The 15,786-nt window shown below is 44.4% G+C and carries 10 protein-coding genes, 1 tRNA gene and 1 pseudogene; 10 read left to right on the forward strand and 2 right to left on the reverse strand.

All coding sequences use genetic code 11. From position 1 onward, the window contains the following. The first annotated feature begins 34 nt into the window (after positions 1 to 34). Genes recC through ABXT60_RS03605 form a run of 3 tightly spaced genes read left to right on the forward strand, consistent with a single transcriptional unit; the run spans position 35 to position 8,593 of the window. The gene (recC, locus tag ABXT60_RS03595; RefSeq protein WP_443631394.1) at positions 35 to 3,385 is read left to right on the forward strand and encodes an exodeoxyribonuclease V subunit gamma; all 3,351 of its coding nucleotides are present in this window, start codon (positions 35 to 37) and stop codon (positions 3,383 to 3,385) included. Then, on the forward strand, positions 3,372 to 6,866 hold the full coding sequence (gene recB, locus ABXT60_RS03600; RefSeq protein ID WP_443631395.1) for an exodeoxyribonuclease V subunit beta: 3,495 nt from the start codon (positions 3,372 to 3,374) through the stop codon (positions 6,864 to 6,866). Before recC ends, recB begins: the two co-directional genes overlap by 14 nt. Continuing rightward, positions 6,860 to 8,593 (forward strand): AAA family ATPase, encoded by a 1,734-nt coding sequence (locus ABXT60_RS03605; RefSeq protein ID WP_443631396.1) that lies wholly within the window; start codon positions 6,860 to 6,862, stop codon positions 8,591 to 8,593. Before recB ends, ABXT60_RS03605 begins: the two co-directional genes overlap by 7 nt. Positions 8,594 to 8,626: 33 nt before the next feature. Here ABXT60_RS03605 and ABXT60_RS03610 read toward each other — a convergent pair whose 3' ends face one another. After that, positions 8,627 to 10,324, reverse strand: coding sequence for a hypothetical protein (locus ABXT60_RS03610; RefSeq protein WP_443631397.1), 1,698 nt, complete (start codon positions 10,322 to 10,324; stop codon positions 8,627 to 8,629). A 178-nt stretch (positions 10,325 to 10,502) separates the two neighbouring features. Between ABXT60_RS03610 and ABXT60_RS03615 the strand changes: the two genes are divergently transcribed. The 7 genes and pseudogenes from ABXT60_RS03615 to ABXT60_RS03645 all read left to right on the forward strand — a co-directional run. Further along, positions 10,503 to 11,444, forward strand: coding sequence for an ABC transporter ATP-binding protein (locus ABXT60_RS03615; protein ID WP_443632064.1), 942 nt, complete (start codon positions 10,503 to 10,505; stop codon positions 11,442 to 11,444). Next, positions 11,444 to 12,217, forward strand: a complete 774-nt coding sequence (locus ABXT60_RS03620) for an ABC transporter permease (protein ID WP_443631398.1) — start codon at positions 11,444 to 11,446, stop codon at positions 12,215 to 12,217. The genes ABXT60_RS03615 and ABXT60_RS03620 overlap by 1 nt, the downstream gene beginning before the upstream one ends. A 22-nt stretch (positions 12,218 to 12,239) precedes the next feature. Then, positions 12,240 to 13,061, forward strand: coding sequence for an NADPH-dependent 7-cyano-7-deazaguanine reductase QueF (gene queF, locus ABXT60_RS03625; protein ID WP_443631399.1), 822 nt, complete (start codon positions 12,240 to 12,242; stop codon positions 13,059 to 13,061). Between the two features lie 18 nt (positions 13,062 to 13,079). Next, complete coding sequence (locus ABXT60_RS03630; RefSeq protein WP_443631400.1) at positions 13,080 to 13,637, forward strand: nitroreductase family protein; 558 nt, start codon at positions 13,080 to 13,082, stop codon at positions 13,635 to 13,637. A 57-nt stretch (positions 13,638 to 13,694) separates the two neighbouring features. Beyond that, positions 13,695 to 13,782: transfer RNA gene (locus ABXT60_RS03635), tRNA-Ser, on the forward strand. 81 nt (positions 13,783 to 13,863) lie between these two features. Continuing rightward, positions 13,864 to 14,133 carry a DUF6538 domain-containing protein gene (locus ABXT60_RS03640; protein ID WP_443631401.1) on the forward strand — a complete coding sequence of 90 codons (270 nt, stop codon included), beginning with the start codon at positions 13,864 to 13,866 and terminating at the stop codon, positions 14,131 to 14,133. A 38-nt stretch (positions 14,134 to 14,171) separates the two neighbouring features. Beyond that, positions 14,172 to 14,327, forward strand: a pseudogene (locus ABXT60_RS03645) (transposase); the annotation flags it as partial. Between the two features lie 291 nt (positions 14,328 to 14,618). Here the strand turns inward: ABXT60_RS03645 and ABXT60_RS03650 are convergent. After that, entirely contained in the window at positions 14,619 to 15,662 is a 1,044-nt protein-coding gene (locus tag ABXT60_RS03650) for a hypothetical protein (RefSeq protein ID WP_443631402.1), read from the reverse strand. Between the last annotated feature and the right edge of the window lie 124 nt (positions 15,663 to 15,786).

Below are 15,786 nucleotides of genomic sequence, written 5' to 3' on the forward strand. Positions count from 1 at the left end.
TGAAACATAAGTTAATACACAAGGAATTAGGTGGATGGCTGTAGCAAAACAACTCATGGTATACCCAGCAAACAGGCTAGAAGATCTGGCTGTATTACTGAACCACGTGTTAACGCTTGGGCAATCTGGCAGTGCTTCTGGGGTATTAGATTCTGCTCAAGTTATCGTTGAAAACACGGGCATGCAGCATTGGCTTAATACGCAATTAGCCAAGCAAAACGGCATTGCGATGAACATTGACTACCCTTTGCCTGGAAAATTTGTTTGGCAATTGGCCCGGCAGTTATTAGGCGATGCTCAAGTGCCTCAGCAACCACCTTATCAGCGCGAGGCCCTAGTTTGGCGAATTGATGATGTATTGGCGAGTGATGCGATACTGACTAATTCAGCATTCTCTGAGGCTAATCGCTACTGGCAATCAGCGCCGCAAGAGCAAACAAAAACACCTGCAGACCTTTTAAAGCGCTTTCAATTATCCAGCGCGCTGGCTGACCTTTTTGAGCAATATATTCTCTACCGTCCCGATTGGCTCACTCAATGGCAAATAGAAGACAGCTCAGAACATTGGCAAGCTCAGCTGTGGGCTATGTTATGCCATCAAGATGGGCGCCACCCCATAGATATACAACGCAGGTTAATACACGCACTTTCTCAACTAACAGGGCCTAAGCACCAACAGCTACCGCAACAAATTTTTCTGTTTGCCCTGAATACTATGGCGCCAGCTACGTTAGAGGTTTTTTCGGCCTTAGCTCAGCATACTCAGGTGCATATATTTCACCTTAATCCTTGTGCTGAATATTGGGGCCATATTCAGTCTGAAAAAGCCATTGCGGCTACGCACCTAAAGCATTGGTTAGCGCAGCAAGACGATAACGTGTTAGTTGATGGTGGCAACCCCTTATTAGCTAACTTAGGCAGCCAAGGCAAAGAGTTTTTCCGCCTACTACAGCAGCAAGATAGTTATAATATTGATGCCTTCGAAGAAGCTACCCCTGTTAGTTCCAGTGCAGATTTGTCTACCCTACAACAGCTTCAACAAGACATTTTGCACCTTGATGATGCCCGTGAACATAGCCATAAAAAAGTAGATGACAGCCTTGTTTTTGCCAATGGTTCCAGTGCCCTGAGAGAGTTACAAGGCTTACATGACTGGTTGCTTGGCAAGTTCCAAATAGACCCTAGCCTTAAACCAAGTGACATTCTAGTCATGTGCCCGCAAGTAGAGGATTATGCTGCCTACGTAGGCGCTGTCTTTGACACCCAAGGCAGGCAGTTTGGTTCTTGGTATGATGCCAGTAAAACCGAAACGCCACAGTTACCGTGCTCTATCGCCGACCGCAAGCCGCAAGATTCAGAGCCTCTTGTAGCCGCTTACTTGCAACTTCTGCAATTGCCAGATAGCCGGTTCCAAGTGTCTTTTATATTAGACTTTTTACGCTTGCCAGCGATACAACGAAAGTTTGGTATCGACCCAGTTGAACTTGAAATTATTGCAGTTTGGCTAGCTAACGCGTGTGTGCATTGGGGCTTGGATGAGTGTCATAAAGCCAGCACTTTGGGCCAAGAGGAGTCTACAAGCACCTATAGTTGGTCTTGGGGGCTTAAGCGTTTATTGCTTGGTTTTGCTCAAGGTGGGGAGTCAAAAAAGTATCAAAATGACTGGTTGCTAGCTGATGTAGAGGGCAGCCAAGCGGTGCTTTTAGGCCGTTTAATGCAGGTGCTTGAACAGTTGCAGGGGCATGCAAAAAACCTTAATACTCCTCGTTCAGGCCTCGCTTGGCGGGGCTATCTTACGGGCATGATAGACGAGTTTTTTGCCGATGACCAAACGTTGCAGCGTAACGAAGAGCAGGCCAAAGAGTGGCTAACAACGGCTATCGGTAATATGGCTATGTGGGTAGAACAAGTTGATTATAGTCAAACCATTACCTTAGAGGTGGTGCGCTACAGCTTAACCCAAAAACTGTCTGTAGCAAGTAGTAGCCAAGCCTTTATTACCGGGAAAATTACCTTTTGCTCTATGGTGCCTATGCGCAGCATTCCATTTAAGGTAGTTGCAATGTTAGGGCTTAATGATGGGCAGTACCCTAGACAATCTAAACCATTAGACTTTGACTTAATGGCCCAAGAAGAGCGTAGGGTGGGTGATCGTTCGCGCCGTGGTGATGACCGCTACTTATTTTTAGAAGCTTTGATCAGTGCCCGGTCTTGTTTGTACTTTAGTTATCAAGGCGTGGATAGTAAAAATAACTCCCCACGCCAACCCAGTTTGGTTTTGTCTGAATTGATGGACTACCTTACCAGAGGGTATGGCTGGAACTTTAATCCAACACAGGCTGATTCAAAGCTTCGGCAACTACCTTTGCATAGCTTTAGCAAAGATAACTTTAACCCTTTATCTACCCCTAGCTTTGAGACCTCTTGGCTACGTTTGCTGCAAGCTGAGAGTTTGGATGAAGATCACAGTGTTGTAGGCCCATCTGATCATTTAAAAGCGTTAACTGTGAGTGGTCTAGTGCGGTTTTTAGAAAACCCTGGCCGTACGTTTGCTAATGAAAGTTTAGGCTTATATTTACACGATTATGACTTAGAACTAGATGATGATGAGCCCTTTGAAAGCTCCAAATTAGTTGAGTATAAATTGCGCCAGTGCATGTTAGCTGCGGTCTTGTCTCATGAGCCAGAGGCGTGCAAAGCGGTTAGAGAAGAATATCAATTGAATGGGCAACTGCCAGAAAACCACCTTGCAACCCGCATTATTGACACCAGCCAAGAGCAGGCAGAAGCACTTTTAGATGAGCTACAAACACTGGCATACGAACAGGCACAAAACCATTGGGTTTCAACGCGCGTAATGGGCGTAACCATAGAAGATCAATTACCTTTAATAGGTGACCCTACGGATGAAAACAGCCCACTCAAAGTTATCCTTAGTCGGCCCAGCAAGGCAAAACCTAAAGACAGGCTTACCCTTTGGCTTACTAGTTTAATTGCCCAAGTGGCGTTTGAACAGAAGGTTACGGGCGTATCAGTTCACTTAGAAAAGAATTTAGAAGTAGATGAATTAAATGATGCTTCAGGTCAGTTACAAAAAATAGTAGCGCTTTACCTACTAGGCTTAACCCAAGCCCTGCCATTAGATGCTGAACTAGGTCAAGAATTGCTCAAAGTAGATTCTCAAGACACTGATAAGCGCCGCAGCAAGTGGCAGAAGAAGTGGTACCACCACAAATATAGTCAACATTTTGATTTTTCAAGTGACCCATATAGGCGTTGGCTATGGCCACAAACTCCCTCATTTGAAGATTGGCATGAGCAGTTTTCTGACGTTTACCAACCCATGGTGGATAGCATCAAAGAGGTGAAGCATGCCCAACCTTGACCTAGCTAATATGCCCTTGAAAGGCCGTCATCTTATTGAAGCCAGTGCAGGCACGGGTAAAACCTACAGCATCACTCGCATCTATTTGCGCTTATTAATAGAGAAACAGATCCCTGTAGAACAAATATTGTTAATGACATACACCCGCGCCGCAACACAAGAACTGCGTGGGCGCATAGAAGACACGCTCCGGGAAGCCCAAAATAGCTGGGGTTTGCATAAAGATGAGTACTGGCAGAATCTCTATCAACAGGCAGAGCCTCAGCAAGCTCAACTGCTGTTGCACCAAGCCCTACTTAATTTAGATCAAGCGGCCATCTTTACCATACACGCATTTTGCGGCCGAGCTTTGCAACAATATGCATTTGCTAGTCAAACGGGCCTAGAAGTGGTGTTAGAAACCAATACTCAAGATTTGGCCCACACAGGCCTGCAGGACTGGCTTCGTGTAACAATGCATCAGCCAGTGGTTTATAGCCAGCTTGAACAACAGGGTTGGCATACTCCAAAAGGGTTTTGGGACGCCTTTAGTGGTGCTTTGTTAAGTCAAACACCTGTGTTTGCTGTAGATGCTGAATCATGGCATCAGGCATGGCACAAAAATAAATTACATGTTCGTAATAGTTTGCTTAAGGCAGAAGTGCAAATGACCCAAGCCACTATGGCTGACCCTAAGTCTAAGGGGGTTCGTTTAACCCAGTGGCAAGATTTACTAAACTGGCTAGGTACAGATGTGTTTGAGCCTGCCTCTAAAGACCACTTAGCTTGTTTGCATGGTGGTAGGTTATCTAAATCACCAGAATTAAAGACTATTATTACCCCCCTTCGGGAGCTTATTAATAATAAAAGCTTTACCGATAAGTACTTGGCTTACGCTAACCAAGCAAAGGTTGCCCCCATAGTTTTAGAGGCAGTGCAGCATGTGAGAAAAGCCTACCAAGAGGCTAAACAAAAACAACAAGTTATGGAGTTTGATGACTTGGTGAGGCGCTTATCCGAGTGCGTTAATCAGCCAGAAAGTATAGCCCTAGTTGATGCTTTGCGGTTGGCTTACCCAGTGGCCTTAGTCGATGAGTTTCAAGACACCGATGGGCACCAATATGCTATTTTAAATCGCCTTTATGAACCTTCCAGCAATAGCACTGCGTTATTTATGATTGGAGATCCAAAGCAGGCGATTTATGGCTTTAGAGGTGGTGATATACAAACCTATTTGAGCGCATCTCAGGCCACAGACTATCGCTGGCATATGGACACTAACTGGCGCTCTAGTCATGCCATGGTGGCGGCCTATAATCGTCTTTTTTCAGAAAGTACTAGAGAACGAAAAGTGTTTGGCAGGGGCATTAATTACACAGATGTTAGCGCTAGTAACTATGCTACCGCCAATGAAGAGAATAACCCTAAAGCCAGTGGTGCAGCTTTAACCTATGTTTGGCTACCAACACAGCTATTAACTAATGAGCGCAAGCACCAACATATTGCCCAGTGGTGTGTTGCAGAAGTGCAGCAAATATTGCGCCAAGGCGATTTTATTGCCAGTGATATTGCTTTGCTGGTGCGCGGAGCGACTGAAGCGCAGGCGTTGCAGACCGCACTAAAGCAGGCTGGCTTAGCCTGTGTGTATATTAGTGATAGAAGCAGCGTGTATGACAGTGCCGAGGCTACAGAAATGGTGCGCCTACTTAATGGTTTATTGCACTGCGAAGATCATCGGCAGCTTGCGCGTGCAGCAAGCACTCACCTCTGGGGTGGCAGTGTGTCATTGCTGGCCCAGTTAACCTTTGATGACAACTACTTGATAGAAATACGCAGCCAAATGATGCAGTTGCGTCAATTATGGCTGAGGCAAGGGGTGATGGCTTTAGTGATTCATCTGCTCAAGCAGCGTGCTGTGCCACCGGCGCTAAATAAAGAGCGTTATATGACCAACATGGTGCAATTGGCAGAGCTGCTGCAAAAGGCATCAGGCCAGGCCAGTTCGGCATTATTGCTGGTGGAATGGCTGCAACAACAATGCAATGAAGGCAAGGCAGATAGCAGTGCAGAGTTGCGCTTAGAAAGTGATGCCAAATTGATTCAAATTGTTACCCAGCATGGCTCTAAAGGATTGGAATACCCTGTGGTATTTATTCCTTTTGCAAGCCAAGCCAAAGACCCGCTTAAACGGGGCACCAAACACGCCCAATTATTCCCTTATTATCATCCCCAAGAGCATTGCCCAGCGTTAATGATAGGCCGAGATAGTGAAGTGTGTGATCAGGCCACACGTGCTGCTCAAGCGGAATCCTTGCGCCTATTATACGTTGCTGTTACCCGTGCTCAGTATAGGTGTTATATCCCAGTGAGCGATTTCAGTAACAGTGAACTGTCGCCTTTAGGTCAAGTGGCTTTTTGGTGCCACAAGCAAGCTGACACCGTTAATTGGCCAGAGGCCTTGGTTCAGTTAACTCACCCTAAAGACTCTGAGCTACGACTTATCGAAGAAGACTCGGTGCAGGTGCCTTTGCCCCAGAGCTTTGCAAGTGAAACAACCCAAGTGTTAACAACACAAAGCTTTAGTGGCCATATTGATGCCAACAATAATTTGTTGTCTTACAGTGCTCTGGTGCGCCAACTTAGTTACGGTGCTCACACACAGCAAACAAGTGTTAAAGACCGTGGTGATGGGAGCAACCAGCTTGTAGACCCTAACCCAAATACTGCCTCTAATGAGTTACGCTTCACTTTAGCAAAGGGTAAAAATAGTGGCTTGTTACTGCATGATATTTTAGAACAGGTCGATTTTTCACAACCCATTTGGCCTACTGCCATGGATGTGCCTTTGGCTAAATACCATACCATGGTAGGCATTGGCCAAGATGACGCTAATAAGTTGGAATGCCTTGAGCAATGGCTAGATGAGTGCTTAGAATCTCCGATGCCACATATTGGTATGGACCTTAATCCCACATTAGCGCATCAACAACAGATCACCCTAGGGAAACTTGCCCAGCATCAAACCTTAAGAGAGGTAGAATTCTACTTTCCACTGCAGCAGGCAAAGCAATCTACCTTGGCGCAGATATTGAGCCATCACCGTGGTGGCTTGCCCACAGCATTGCCAAGCCATCTGGTACTTCAAGGGATGATGCATGGATTTATAGATTTGATATTTGAATATGGGGGTCGCTTTTTTGTCGCTGACTACAAATCTAATCATCTAGGCGATAATCTTGAAAATTATCATTATCAAGCGATGTTAGACGCGAACCAACAGCATTATTATGACCTGCAATATCTAATATATAGCTTAGCTTTGCACCGTTACTTGGGTCAAAGAATGCCCAATTATGACCCAGCCCAGCATTTTGGTGGGGTGTACTATTTATACCTCAGAGGAATGTCGCCCAAAGCAGCCACGGGTATATTTGCTAAAGCGATCAGCATAGAAGAATTGAACCAGCTTGATCGCCTGTTTGCAGGGGAAGTGCCATGTTAATTTCAAGGGATCAATTGCATAATAATTATGCAGGATTGGAAGCGGTAGATGAATTTTTAGCAGCCCACTTGTGCCAAAGTTTTGCAAGCCAATGCTCGGTGATGCAGCATTTGATTATGGCGCTAAGCAAAGCCCTGCGTAACGGCCATAGTTGCCTACCTTTAGGTGACATTGCCGGCCAAACGTATTGGTCTACAACGGATGATAAAGCTGCAGGTGCAGCTAGCAGGCCAGGTTACACCTTTGCTTCCTTTGAAGTACTAATGAATAGCGCCCAAAGTCACCCAATTAATGCAAACCATGATGCCCCATTAGTGTTAGAAAATACGCGACTATACTTAAGACGTTACTGGCGCTATGAACAACACGTTGCAAAGCATTTACTAAAGCGTATGCAAGGTTATCAGCTGTCGAAAGAGCAACAAGAAGCTGCACATAACTTACTGGCTAAACTATTTAAAGCTCCAAATGAGGGCCAAATAGACTGGCAGGCTCAGGCCGTTAAAGATGCCTTAGAGCGCCAAGTGAGTATTATTTCTGGTGGGCCAGGAACAGGTAAAACGTATACTGTGGCAAGGCTGCTAGTGGCATTGCAGGCTGTTAATGAAACCTCGTTAACCATGGTGATGGCTGCACCAACAGGTAAGGCAAAACAGCGTTTGGTAGAATCTATTAATAGTGCTAAGGGCCAATTGTTGCAGCAGGGTATAGGCAAAGAACTCATCAATAGTATTCCACATACCGCGCAAACCTTGCATGGGCTGCTGGGCCTGCGTCCTAATAGCCACTCAGCTAAATACCATAGCGCTAACCCGCTGCCTATAGACCTACTGTTAGTTGATGAAGTGTCCATGGTAGATTTGCCTATGATGGCGCGGTTGTTAGATGCCCTACCTGAGCATTGTAAGCTGGTGCTGGTGGGTGATGCAGAGCAATTACCTTCTGTGGCTGCGGGCTCAGTATTAGCTGACATTCCGCCTACGGCGATAAGCTACTTGCATAAAAGTCATCGCTTTGATGGGCAGGGTGGCATTGGATTGTTGGCACATCAGGTGATGCACAATGAGGCAGAGAAAAGTTGGCACCTGCTGTTAACCCATAAAGATTTGAATTTAATACCAGAAGAAGAGTTCCAACCGTGGCTGGAGCGAATGTGCGATCAATACTTTGTGCCTATGTTAAAAGCTAAAAGTGTAGAGGAGGCATTTTTATGTTTAAACCAGTTCAGAATTTTAGCTGCAACACGCCAAGGCAGTATGAGTGTTGAAGGGCTTAACGAACAGGTTGAACGTATACTGAGTCGCCGCCTGTCACAAATTAGATTGGCACAAAATTATCACGGTAAACCTGTCATGGTGACGAAAAATCATCATGGCTTAGGTTTATTTAACGGGGACATTGGCATTCTGTGGGCGCAAGACAATGGCCAGCTTAATGTGTGCTTTATGCACTCACAAGGGGTGTACAAGGTAAACGTGGGTTTGTTACAAGACTTAGAGACCGTCTATGCCATGACCATCCACAAAACCCAGGGGTCAGAGTTTCAGCATATTGCTCTTGTAGTTGCGCCCCAGGCAGAGCACTTATTGTCTTCCCAGCTACTTTATACTGCAGTCACTCGGGCAAAGTTAAGTTGTAGTGTTACAGTCAATAAGTCGCTGTGGTTTAAAGCGGTGGGCCACAAGACTCAGCGCTGGTCTGGGCTTAAAGCGTTGCTTAGTGTTTAATTTAAGGGTGGTGGGGTTCATTACCAGAGCAGATTAATGATAGATCCTAGCGCCTATTATTTGCTTAAATAGTAGTTTCAACTGAGGGTCTTCAAGTTGCAGATTGAACTCTTCTTGGTGGCTAATAGTGTAGGTTTTTTGCCGCACTATTAGGTAGGGTTCAGAACCCTTAGTAAGGCTAAATGACGCCATAGGAAAGCGCTTTAAACATTGGTTAAAAAAGTTCATGTTGTTAGCAACTGACATGAGTTCTGCACTAGGATACACCTCCCCTAAATTACGGGCATAAATATTGATTTTTTGATAACGCTCAATGTTCACAAACACCATAGGATCAAATACCTGTATACCTTTTTGGTTGCCGGTCACACTTGTAAGTGGAAACTGGCCTTTGGGTACGCTGTTATCAAAAAAAGTGAATTCGTAACGAGGGCTAGTATGCGCTAACCACTTAAATATAAGTTTAGGGATGCCTTGGTAAGCTTCTACACTGTGGCCTAAAAAGTCCTCCACAGATTTATACCGCCCCCTTTGTTGGCCTCTAATCCATCCTCGCTCTACCGTTTCCTCTGGTGGAGTAATAACAAAGTACATATACATAATATGAGCATATTTGGCATAAGTGCCGTGTAAAACCTTTTGCACCTGCTCAGTTGAAAAGCTGTCAAATCTAAAACGATCTACTAAAATATTCGGAATAGACTGGTTTTCCTGACCAGTGCGCCTAATATAACGGTCTAACTTAGCGTCAATAATGTTAACTTCGTTGCTAGTAAAACGGCCCGAGTACTTATAATTTGGCCCCAATGATTCATAGTCTAATAACTGACGCCGCCAAATGTCTGGGCTAATAATGCCGTATAAAGAAGACTCAATGCCGCGCTGCCCCATAGTTTTTTGCAATAATGGCCTAAGGGTACTTTTACCTGCTGCAGAGGCACCTTTAAGGCTGATAATCACAGGTTTGTCTACGCGCTTTAACAGTTGGTATGCATTACTGGCTACCGCTGAATCAATAGCCGGCTCAATTAATTTCCCAACCATAAAGCTACCGAAGTTATTAAGCGCATGGCGACAAATTATGCGGCTCATAAACACTCTATCATTGCCTATTAAACCCCGTGTGGATGCCACAGAACCTAATATTTGATAACTGCTCTTGTAGACCGCTCTAATTAAAGGATCTGTATGGGCAAGGCCTGTGGTTTTAAGTTGGTTAATGGCTTTGAATTGAATTTCTTCACTGCTAAGGAGAGCTTGCTTTTTTACCTGCTTTTTTCCCCAAGGCCAAAAGCCTTTTTTTACTATTGGGGCAGCTTTGGGTTCTAGCATCACTTCTTCAGCTAATAATCGGTCCACTTCTACCTTTATTGCTGCAGATAAACTTTGAAAGTCGGCTTCAATAGAGGCATATAGAGGGGCAATATGCTGATATAAAATGTCGTTAGTAATGCGCCGGAAGTTAATTCCGAAGTCTTCTTCATGCTCAGCTTCTGGAATATGAATGTTGGCGCTCACTCTTACGATAAGCTCGTGCATTACTAAGCGCCAGGACGTAAAACCTACTAGGTGTTCTGGTTTAAGGCCCGTGAGTTTGGCAATTTCTTGCACTTCGTCGTAGCGGGTATAAACGTTTGGCGTTTGAAAAATAGTTTCTAGACAGCTTAATTCCCGAGGCAAATTAGCACTCAATCCGGGGTTCCATGCGCTATATTCTTGTTGTTTTGACATGCGTTGCGTCTGGATTTTTATTGGTACGCATAGGTATAGCAGATTTCGCCAAGCACGTCAGTGATAACCCCGACATGTTTGTGAAACAAAGCGAAGCAATACAAACTGTTAGCCCTTTAAAAAGCCCTAAACAACCCCCACCTATAACGGTGAATATGAAATATTACTAATGAGACATATGACTTACGCCTTAGAAATTAACCAGCTGCATAAAGCCTATGACAACGGCTTTGAGGCCCTTAAGGGAATCAGTTTAAAAGTAGCACAAGGGGATTTCTTTGCCTTGCTTGGGCCCAATGGTGCAGGCAAATCTACAACTTTGGGTGTGGTGTCATCTTTAGTGAATAAAACCTCAGGCTCAGTAAAAGTATTTGGGCATGACCTAGATATAGAGGTTAGCCAAGCAAAATGTATGATGGGGGTGGTGCCACAAGAATTTAACTTCAACATGTTTGAAAAAGTGGAAGATGTAATAGTACAGCAAGCTGGATACTATGGCATCGCTCGCGATGAGGCCGTTCGCCGCGCCGAGCAGTTGCTTACGCAATTGGGTTTATGGGACAAGCGCTTTGAAGCGTCACGCACCCTTTCTGGGGGTATGAAGCGACGCTTAATGATAGCCCGAGCCTTAGTTCACCAGCCTAAATTACTGATCTTAGATGAACCTACCGCTGGTGTAGATATTGAACTTCGCCGGTCTATGTGGGAATTCCTCACCCGTATCAATGAACAGGGCACAACCATTATTCTCACCACTCATTATTTGGAAGAAGCAGAAAGTTTGTGTCGTAATATTGCCATAATTGACCAAGGCGAAATCATTAAACATAGCACTATGAGGGAACTCTTAAAAACCATTAACACGGAAACTATAGTGCTGGATTTGCATCAGCCACTACTACACGCACCCGAAGTGGAAGGCTATTATTTACTGTTAGTTAATGACACTCACATAGAAGTAACCCTTAACCAAGGGCAAGACATTAATACAGTATTTGTAGCCTTGTCAGCTGCAGGAATAAAAGTGACCAGTATGCGAAATAAAACTAACCGTTTAGAAGAGCTATTCGTCAATCTAGTAACCAGCAATAAGACTGATTTGAAAGGAGTAAGTGCCTAATGTCTAGTTATGAAATCTACATTGCTTACTCAACTATTGTGCGCAAAGAAATTCAACGATTCATGCGTATTTGGGTGCAAACGCTATTACCACCCTCCATTATAATGGTGCTGTATTTCATTATTTTTGGCAACTTAATTGGCAGCCGAATTGGCCAAATGGGTGGCTTTGATTACATGCAGTTTATTGTGCCAGGTTTAATTATGATGTCGGTCATTACTAATTCATACGGCAATGTGGTGTCTTCGTTTTATAGTACTAAGTATCAGGGTAATATAGAGGAAATGCTGGTTTCACCTATGCCTAACTGGGTGATATTGGCAGGCTACGTTACCGGTGGTGTGGCCCGCGGTTTGGCCGTAGGCGCTATAGTGACCACGCTTTCGTTATTCTTCACCCACTTAGAAATTCATAACTTGGGCATTATCACCTTAGTGGTGCTAATGACCTCCATTTTATTTAGCTTGGGTGGCTTTATTAATGCAGTGTTTGCTAACAGTTTTGACGACATTTCTATTGTGCCAACGTTTATTCTTACGCCTTTAACCTACCTTGGTGGGGTGTTTTATTCTATTGACCTACTGCCAGATTTTTGGGCTGGTGTCTCACAGCTGAACCCTATTTTATACATGGTGAATGCCTTTCGCTATGGAATTTTAGGGGTGTCTGATATCCCTGTAGGCTATGCTTTGTTAGTGATTAGCGTGTTTATTTTTGCTTTGTTTAGCTACTGTATGCACCTGTTAAATACGGGTAAGGGCATTCGTAAATAATGCCGCTGCCTTGGAGAAAGTAATGCAACAAAATGATTTTATAGAAGCCTCGCCGTTAGGTGATATAAGCACCTATGTTACTGAATATGCACCTGGTTTATTGTTTCCTATTCCACGCAATAAGCCTTGGCAACCAGAATTCACGTCTAGGCCATTTTATGGCATCGATGTTTGGAATGCGTTTGAAGTGTCGTGGCTCAATGAAAAAGGTCTGCCACAACTGGCATTGGCGGAATTTCGTGTGCCAGCTGAAAGCCCTAATATTGTTGAAAGCAAATCATTTAAGCTGTATCTAAACTCCTTTAACCAAACAAAAATGGTTGACCTATCACAGGTTCAGCGGCATATGGCTGCAGATATTTCTGCCGCAGCAGGGGCACAAGTGCAGGTTAGTTTATATAGCCTTGATGATATAGTGATGCCAGTATTACCTACTCCTGGTGCAAATATAGACCAGCAAGATATCGAAATAACAACCTACACGCCAGACGCTAGTCTCTTATCGTCTGACGTTAAGATTTACCGTACAGAAATTTTACATAGTAACTTACTTAAAAGTAACTGCCCTGTTACTGGGCAACCAGATTGGGCAACTCTGGTTATAGAATATGAAGGGCCCACAATCAACAGAGCAGGGTTGTTGGCTTATATCGTGTCTTATAGAGAACATGGCGACTTTCATGAACAATGTGTAGAACAAATATTTCTTGATATAAAGGCTCAATGTAAGCCTGGGCAGCTCACCGTTTATGCCCGTTATGTAAGGCGCGGTGGCTTAGATATTAACCCTTATCGTTCTACCAGACCGGTTTTACCTAGCAATCATCGTACCCAGCGGCAATAGCCCTTTAGAGATATTTTTATGGAATTATTACATGGTTTACTCAATCGAGTTTCGATCCAGAGACTCGAATCCCCAGGGCCGACAGAAACTCAGGTAGAAGTGATGTTGCAAGCTGCGCTTAGAGCGCCAGACCATGGAAATCTTAAACCTTGGCGCAGTGTCATGGTAACGGGTGAGGGCCTTACAAAGTTGGGGGGACTTCTGCAAAAAGCACAACTAGAGCGTGATCCAGACAGCGATCCACAAACCTTGGAACGGTGTATTAAAATGCCTCACCGTGCGCCGAGTATCTTAGTATTAATAGCAAGCCCAACACCACACCCTAAAGTGCCAAGAGCAGAACAAATACAGGCCACAGCGGCTGCCGGGTGTGCTATGTTGCTTGCTGCCTTTGCGCAAAATATTGGTGCGGTATGGCGTACTGGATGGGTAGTGAGTCACCCCACAATAACGCAAGCCTTTGACCTAAAAGAGTCTGAAGAAATGATTGCTATGATTTATATGGGCATGCCCTCAGTAACACCTAGGCCAGCGCCAGTATTAAGTAGCCAAGAATTCATTAAACATTGGCATTAATGCGTTGAATTTTATTGCTTTTTACACAGCAAAGGCATAGAATCTGCGCCTTCAAATGGTGAGGTGTCCGAGTGGCCGAAGGAGCACGCCTGGAAAGTGTGTGTACCGCAAGGTACCGAGGGTTCGAATCCCTCTCTCACCGCCAATATTCACCAGCAATGACCAGGTAAGTTGTTGAAATATCTACTGTATTAACTCCAGTCCTATGGAACGGTAGACATAACTGATGACACAAATCCCCCCTAAGCATCCTGCATATACGTATCTGAAGGGTAATATCTATTACTTTTCACGAGTTATTCCTGCAGCCCTCAAAAGTTACTATAGTAAGCCTCGTGTGATTCAATCCTTACGGACTAAAAATCGTAGATCTGCTGTGCATTCATCGCGCTTATTACCTGTGCGTTTGGAAGACTATTGGCATGATCTAAGGCTGAGAAACACTGAACCTCCCTGTGCTCACGTACTGACCCAAGAAAACCTGCAGGGCATTTAAATAATAGTGAAAAGCGCACCAACAAATGGTTGGCGAAACATCAGGCCAAAGTTGAACATCCGTTTTGAGTAATCAAACGTCAGTTTGGCTTTACTAAAGTGCGCTATCGTGGACTGGCGAAAAACACAGCTCAGTTGAAAAACCTATTTGCATTGTGCAATGTTTGGATTGCACGGCATGAATTGGGCACTTAACCGTTTTAGTGCGCCCAGAATATACCAAAACGGCATTATTCAGGGTTGGTAGAGGATAAATTGGCCCATTTTGGGAAAAATAGAATTGGATATGAGTGATGTTGATGGAAGTTCGAGTACCGTGTTGAATATAGTTATTTATTCAGAGTTTCCCTAGCAGTGAATGGAGCGCTCCCCATGGTGGATATTTACACGGTATATCCAAGTAGAGAATACATGCTTGCCAAACTGCAAAGGTTTTTGCAGTCCTTAAGTCCTGCAAGCGCCTCTTGATAATCGATGGAGTTAAAATTACTCTGCCACATAACCCGATTCACCTCTATCATGATTTTTGAACATACGGCGCAGGGTTTTTATATCAGGTTTACTTAAAACAGGGTTAAAGTAAGTCATAAACAATGTATACCCAAGTGGATTATGCTTGCGAACCCCCTTTGCTGTTCTTGCTTTGTTCGACCATTCCGGCGCCAGCGACCCACCGTCACCCCAAAATTCTTTACCAAACTCCCACATACTGAAATTTAATAAATACATATATTCTGTCATCATCACGGAACTCATATGACCTCGCGGATCACCATTGCCATAATCAGAAACATTGAATACGCTATTATTAATCGCCTCTTTCATTGCCAGCCAAAGTTCTTGCTTATGGTAATCTCTCCTGCGCTCAGAATCCCAAGTTAGCGCATCTAAGGACCCATTAACCGCACCAGGCAAGCCAAAAGAGTGGATTGTATGCATTAAATGCTCGAGCAGTTCAACTATGTCATCATCACCTGTGTGTAAACTATCTACATTTTTATACCAGACCATATCTTTTTGAACCGTACGATCCAACCAGGCCTCATACCCTTTATAATGCCGAACACCATTATCACGTAATGGGTTTGGACGATAGGAATTGCCCCCGCCATACCCAATGCGCTGACCTGTTTTGTAGCCCTGGTGCGAAGTGCCGGGGGCCCCTTCTAAGATGGCTACAAGGCGTTTTTGTAAAGTCTTTTCAATATTGGGTGCCGAAGAATTGATTAACAGTTTAAGCGTCTGCGCCGTTTTTTCTACCCACTTATTAGGCACAGATTTCTGACCACCGACAGCACCAGCCACTACGATTTGAATGCCTCGAACCTCCAGTGACCGATCAAACCAAACTCCATTAGAGTCGTCCACAACAATAGTCCCCGCCTTCATCGCAGCATCAGCCGCCAATGCACCCTGCCAAGTAAAAAGGGCACTCAACACCATACAGAAAAATAAAATGTGATGCCTATTTAGTGCAACTGAGTAGCGATAAGTGTAAGCAGTATGCTTAAGGGGGATTTGTGTTCTCATAACCATCTCAACTCCTGCGATGACTAAATGTGATTTACGACATCAGTTTGCTACTGAGGTAAATTGCCGGCGACAGCGAACTTGCTTACTGGGTTTGTGTGACCTTGCTCAAGGCTCTATCGAA

This window comes from Candidatus Njordibacter sp. Uisw_056, from assembly GCF_047730085.1.
Lineage (GTDB): Bacteria > Pseudomonadota > Gammaproteobacteria > Pseudomonadales > Balneatricaceae > Njordibacter.

Coding starts and splice junctions, on each gene's coding strand:
- recC (WP_443631394.1), top strand. CDS start 35: ATGGCTGTAGCAAAACAACTCATGGTATACCCAGCAAACAGGCTAGAA.
- ABXT60_RS03620 (WP_443631398.1), top strand. CDS start 11,444: ATGTCTAGTTATGAAATCTACATTGCTTACTCAACTATTGTGCGCAAA.
- ABXT60_RS03640 (WP_443631401.1), top strand. CDS start 13,864: ATGACACAAATCCCCCCTAAGCATCCTGCATATACGTATCTGAAGGGT.
- queF (WP_443631399.1), top strand. CDS start 12,240: ATGCAACAAAATGATTTTATAGAAGCCTCGCCGTTAGGTGATATAAGC.
- ABXT60_RS03650 (WP_443631402.1), bottom strand. CDS start 15,662: ATGAGAACACAAATCCCCCTTAAGCATACTGCTTACACTTATCGCTAC.
- ABXT60_RS03615 (WP_443632064.1), top strand. CDS start 10,503: ATGACTTACGCCTTAGAAATTAACCAGCTGCATAAAGCCTATGACAAC.
- ABXT60_RS03630 (WP_443631400.1), top strand. CDS start 13,080: ATGGAATTATTACATGGTTTACTCAATCGAGTTTCGATCCAGAGACTC.
- ABXT60_RS03610 (WP_443631397.1), bottom strand. CDS start 10,324: ATGTCAAAACAACAAGAATATAGCGCATGGAACCCCGGATTGAGTGCT.
- recB (WP_443631395.1), top strand. CDS start 3,372: ATGCCCAACCTTGACCTAGCTAATATGCCCTTGAAAGGCCGTCATCTT.
- ABXT60_RS03605 (WP_443631396.1), top strand. CDS start 6,860: ATGTTAATTTCAAGGGATCAATTGCATAATAATTATGCAGGATTGGAA.